Raw genomic sequence first — 6,234 nt, 5'->3', positions numbered from 1 at the left:
TATACCCCAGCCGTGGCATCCACAGCATATTGAGGGTTTTGTTTTACCCTCTCTCATGCGTTCAAGCTGATAAAATCACAGCTGGTCTGAAACCACGCCCAGGCGCATATAGCCGGGACGTTGTGTGCAACCAAATGAAATGAAATGAAAATCAAAAAGATTCAAACACGATTCGGAATTAAAGAAATAGAAATGATTCCTTGGAATGGCAAAGAAATTCCACGATTTGTATATAAATATAGAGATTGGAAAAATGAATATCATAAGAGACTACTTCTTCACCAAGAATTGTATCTTTCATCACCAGATGAATTTAACGACCCGTTTGATTGTAAAATACCTGTAGCATATTATCTATTAAAAGAAGATAAAAATTTAGAAAACATTTTTTTACAACAATATATTGAGAAGCATTATCACAATCTCTCTGAACAAAAGAAGAAAGAAAAATTTAATCTTTTAAAAAATAAAGGGAATTATAAAAATAATAAGGTCATCGAACAAATAAATTCAGAAATCCAAGAGTATATTAACACAACCGCTGGAATTTTTTGTGCGTCAGCTATAAATGACATTATTTTAATGTGGTCTCATTATGCAAATGCTCACACTGGTTTTTGCGTTGGATTTGATTCAAAAAAGTTGTTCAATTTTTTCACGGATGGTGGACCTGTGAACTATGAGAAAGATTTTCCTTTAATAAAACCAACTGAGAGTAAAAGCGAACAGTGGATGAAACAAATTTTCTCAAAATCAGACATATGGGATTACGAAATAGAATATAGATTACATAAACAAAATGCACCAAAAACAGTATGCAAAATTCCAAAAGAAACGATTAAAAAAATAATTATAGGTTATAAAATGCCACAATCTGATATGGATGATTTGAAGAAAATTATTAATTGTGAATTACCACATGTGAATTTATACAAAACTGAACCTGCAAAAAATGAATATAAACTTGAGACAAAAAAAATATAAAGGCAGCACACAACGGAGCTATCATACGCCAGCCGTGGCATCCACAGCATATTAAGGGGTTCGTTTTACCCAAAACCATGCTTTCAAGCTGATAAATCCACAGCTGGTCTGAAAGGCGCGGGCAGGTTTATTTTTGGGGATGTTGAGATCAATTTTACCAGGCACAATTACTCTATGATATTTTACAATTAAACTAATATAAAATGAAAACGATTACTTTAACATTAATTTTGGCAACTATTTCCTTGGGCCTGTTTTCTCAGGATTTCGAAGTTCCTGAAAACTGCAAGCTTGATAAATCAGAAGACTATGCAATTTACGAGCAAGATGTAATAAAATGCTTTGAATGGTTAATGAAAACTCCAATTAATGAGCAGGCCACAAAAAGAAAAGAAGCGAACGCTTTTTTACTGAAATGGTTGTCAGGTAGTCCAAATGTTCATATTGAAATCAAACAGGAGATTGTTACTTTCATGGGAACCTCGCCAGATTTATTAATGATTTTCATGGGTGGATGGGCAAAATATTCTTTGGAATCAAAAGACTTCAAAAATAAGATTGCGGGCAGCAAGGCAGGAATTGAATCTGTAATTGAATTTTACACCAGAAATAAAGATTTTTTGAAAAAGGATAAGAATATTGAGAAATACATCAAAATGAGAAAAAAAGGGACATTAAAGGCATATATCGAGAAAAATGCATGATTTATAAAATAGATAAACACTACTGAGCGAGTAAAATAAAGTGGATCTAATGAAGTCCTGTATTTATATGCGTTCTGAATACTTTTACACAGTTCAGAGGTAGGTTCGCATCAAAGAAATTTCGTTCAGAAAATCAGATTGTTTTTCGTAAAGAAACGAGCATGGTAACGATTGCAACAATAAGAATATGTATAAATCTTACATGCGAATTCCATTAGGCCAATAACTTAAGTATATTATATACTAATGAATTGGAGCGAAGCGTAAATCGTGAACACCTTATAATTTTTATCTCGTTAAACAAAAAAAGTAAAAGCCCGCGCGACTTGAGCGCAAAAAGTTAAATGCTTTTTTTGTAGGACACTAGCCTCCAATATCAAGCGTTGCTTGTACACGCTTGATATTGGAGGCTTTGTTGAACTAATAACATTAACCATCTAAAGCCAAAAAATCACTTCTCCTTCTTGTTCACATTAAACTCATCTGCGAATACCAGCTTACGGTTACCTTCTTTGTCGGCCTTTTCATATTCAAGTACAATAACATCAAACGGAACTTTCCGAAGTTGCGATGTCAGGCGGAAAGAACCTGTCGCAACAAAACGGTAATTGTCGGGGTAATTAATATCGGTTATTATGGCTTCTTCGTTGATGGAATCGCGGTCGGGTACTGCCTTGCTGATAACACCCGAAATGGGCTGGGGAATATTTTCGCTCAGAATTTTTATTTCAAAGGTGTTATCAAAGCCGGCATAAACGAAGCCGGAAATCTCAATTTTTATGCTGATGGCCGTACCACCGCGACGTTCAACTACCAGCTGCACTTTACGTTCGGGTACCAGTTGAATAAAATCGGTCTCTGTAACAGGAGACAGACATACATCTGTATTGCTGATGCGGAGTGAGTGTTCCTGGTAGCGGGCCAATATAAGCTTAACAAAGGGGAAATATCGGGTTCCGGGATTAATGGACAAATCGGCATACCAAAGCTTTCGCTCGGCATCAAATTGCGGCGCGAAACCAACTACATCGGCCTTTGTATTGGAGAGCCCGGGATAGACCAGTTCTCTGTCTGTTTTGCTTTGCCACTTAAAATTGGATGGGGTCAAATGAAATCCTTTATCACCCGGAAATGGGAAAACCGGATCGGAGCCCCACTGCGAGTATTTCACCGGTAATTCGGGCAGATTTTCAGCGGTTCCCCGCGGGGCTGTCAGAACACCCAACAATTCACCTTCTCCGGAACTGAACCAGGGACGCTTAAGGTAAACTCTTAGTCCGCCGCCGGACCTGATGTGTGTAAGTCGGTCTTCATCGCCCGATTTGTGCCAGTTAAAGGTGGGGATAATGTATTCTACTTCGGGGGGCAAAGGACGGTCGGAACTTAAAATGTTCACTTTAACCGCTTCACCTTCTTTGCTGAATTTCAGCCCTTCAATGGGTTGCAAATTTCCTTCTGCATCGGGTTGACGGAAATACTCCTTATAGCGGGTGGTGGCAGTGGGCTTGTAATCAACAAACCGGTGTTTGGTATCATCGAAAGAATGCATCAATCCAAAAGATTTCAGCACGTATGCCTTTGAAAAAAGTGGAAGCAGCTTAAGTGTGCGGGCGTTGTTTCCTTTTTTCTCTTTCGGTGGCTCAGTCTTTATGGCCTCCCTTGCTTCCCGCATCCGCGTATTATACCGTATTTGTGGCGACCGCTCTGCAACGCTGAGAGACGGTAGGGTATTTATTACTTTGAAATCGGGATTCTTAGGTGGAGTATAACCCACGTGATGTACCGATTCATTGTATTTAATGTTCACCGGGTCGAGCTTTTGTCGATGATTAACTTCAAGTGGTACCGGTTTGAGCGGATTATCGTCCCATTCCTTCCAGGTAGCATCCAGCTCTACTTTACCGGTGCTTTGTCCGTGAATTCTAATACGGGTCTTGATCCATGCCGGCGTATCCATGTAACCACGATCGGCGGCGGTATCATTCAGGACAGGAACATCAAGTGGTTGCTGAACGGCATGAAGAAGTTCCATTTCACGAGCAGGACTGACCATCCAGTGTTCGCCGTTTATCAGGTGATTGCGAACCTGTGAAAATCCACTCTTAGAAGATAGCTGGTGCCATATTCCGGAAAGATTTTTCAGGTTTTCTTCACTCCAGAAACAGGCATACTTAACCCTTGCACGATGTCCCTTGGGTAATGAGAATGTAAGCACACGCGCACTTTCATTCCAATCGGATGAAATGTCTCCCTCAACCAATTCAATGGTTAAAGGTCTTGTATCCAGCCAGTTATTGCTTCCGAAACTTCCTGTAGGAATAAACTCTACGCGCTGCGGAGAGAATCTCTGTGTATGCGTGTCATCATAGCCGTCGGTCAAAAAGAATACAACCCCGGCTGCGGCGGGATCAGGCAAGTAAGTGATCTTGAAGGTATCGGCAGAATAAACCTTGTCCTCGGGATCATTGACACCCGGGGATTGTTCATGCGAGGTGATTAATTCATAAATACGACGAGCCTGCTCTGCATTGCCCGAAAAGGCTGCATCGAATTTGCCATGTCGCTCGGCTGTGAGCTGACTGTTGGGCGGTGGTACAACAACTCTTCGCGACTCCTTGTCGGCAGGCTGAACGCCAGGTTCATTGTAATCATTGACCGAAACATCAAAATTGCTTTTAATGACCAGATGTTCCACATCTTCTCCCACCTTATATTTATTGCCGGCCAGAATAACCGGAGATGCTACCGGCTCGAACCGTCGGTATGTGATGTTGCGTACGATGGCTTCACCCGGATTGTCAGGAACGGCATCAAAAGGCACACTGTTCCCGGCCACGTCCACATAGCGCATCCGCAAATGATAACTTTTGCCGTAACGCAGCGAAGGCAGAGTGCCCGGAATAAGTTGTGAACGTACATTCATTCGTACATTGGCTTCGGGATGATAACCGTATTTTTTATCCTCTTCACTTTCATCTTTGTTCACATAATCTTTGGCATCTTCACCTGTGCCTTCGGCTTCATTAATGGCAAACCCGGGGCGTTCCACGGCCAGACTCCACCCCATCCACCTGGCAATGACACCGGTTACAAATACATCCTCCCCTTCCTCATCTTCGGTAAGGGCCAGCTGTGTAAAGCCTTCATCAGGTTTTATACCGTCAACACCCCACGCATTTTTATTCTCATCATAGATCACTACTTCATCCTGCTTGTAGTGAAGAGAATACCATTTATCAGGCGCTTCGGCGTAGGCAACATCCATTCTGTAACCTATGACCAGATCGTTGGCGTACATGATCTCTTCCTCGGGCATCTGTATCTTCATAGCCGTGATCTGTGGATTTATCTGCATCAGCTGCGCATTCAACTGCAACTGTGTGGAAGGTAGTTTGGTTGCTGCCGGTGCAGCGAGCTTAACATCCAGATCGCGCGCTTTGATGAACCGTGCATTCAGATAAGTCTCAACCTGGTTTTTGATGACCGCAATTCCTGCCGAACGGATGGTCGGGAGACCTTCCGCTTCAACTTCTTCTTCCCTTTTTTCATCATCTTCGTCTTCAACTTCTTCTTCCTCCGGAGTCATCATGCGATAACGCAACTGCAACCCGGAAACTTTTTCGGCAACAATTTTGGCTTGTTCGTCTACTTTGTTGATGGTCTGGATAGCTGTGCCGTCGGTGTCGATCTGCGCAATTGAGAAATCGGCTGTGTTTAACCTGACAAAACCGTTTCTTAAATCGCTGCCCGCCTTTTCGCGGGCGAAAAATCCCTGTGTGGTGATGCGATAGGCTGTTGATGTTACCGAGATTTCGGTATCATCGTTAAATTCCATTCCCACGGGAAAGGCCGAAACTTTCCCTTCGTCGGGCAGGGAAAGACCATTCGCAGGTACCAAAAGATCAATGACAAGCCCCAGGTTACGTAACATCTGCGGGTAGTCGCTCATCTGTGCCATGATGTCGTGAAATTCAAACTCAGGTACCTGAACAGGCTCCGCCTTGAGCTTTGGCCTTTCTGTATCGATGCGGTGAAAGTCACGAAATCTGGCAAATTGAAACTCCGGTTTATTGTCCTGTTCTTTAAGTCTTGAATAGTTACCGCTTTGTAAAATTTGCCGGTAGTTGGTCACCGGTTGTTGCCGGATGGTTGGCTGAAGCATGGCCTGGCGATCAATTCTCAGGCCTTTTATGCCCTGCCTGACCTCAGCTTTGCCGGCAGATTTGTCTTCCATTCTTTGGTAAGTATTGATGACCTGGGGTTCAATGGTCTGACGTCCCATTCCCCTGACTTTCTCGTTCATCAAAAACGTTCCGGGTTTGAGCAATTTCACCGGGCTTTTTATTCCAAAATCCTCGTAAATATTGAGCAGTGTTTTGCTTATTTCATTTACCGGATAGGCATGTATCTTCTGCCTTGTTTTGTCTTCCACTATAAATGCAGAAACCTTTACGGCCGGGTGAATGAGTGTTTCCCATACTTCCGGGTCAACAACCGAAGTGTCGGCAGTAGCGTCGACACCGTCATTCCCGTTCCATCTTACCTT

General features: G+C 42.5%; 3 protein-coding genes. 2 read left to right on the top strand and 1 reads right to left on the bottom strand.

Annotation, left to right across the window (positions count from 1 at the left end; translation table 11 throughout):
• Positions 1-144: 144 nt before the first annotated feature.
• Positions 145-984, top strand: a complete 840-nt coding sequence (locus OQ5_RS0101160) for a DUF2971 domain-containing protein (RefSeq protein WP_016775733.1) — start codon at positions 145-147, stop codon at positions 982-984.
• Positions 985-1,187: 203 nt separating this feature from the next.
• The gene (locus tag OQ5_RS0101155) at positions 1,188-1,688 is read left to right on the top strand and encodes a hypothetical protein (protein WP_016775732.1); all 501 of its coding nucleotides are present in this window, start codon (positions 1,188-1,190) and stop codon (positions 1,686-1,688) included.
• A gap of 451 nt (positions 1,689-2,139) precedes the next feature.
• Here OQ5_RS0101155 and OQ5_RS23335 read toward each other — a convergent pair.
• Positions 2,140-6,234, bottom strand: a 4,095-nt coding sequence (locus OQ5_RS23335; RefSeq protein ID WP_016775731.1) for a hypothetical protein, incomplete at its 5' end; no start/stop codon positions are given.

This window comes from Anaerophaga thermohalophila str. Valhall (genome assembly GCF_000250735.1).
GTDB lineage: Bacteria > Bacteroidota > Bacteroidia > Bacteroidales > Marinilabiliaceae > Anaerophaga > Anaerophaga thermohalophila_A.
This window is presented reverse-complemented; position numbering and strand designations above follow the sequence as displayed.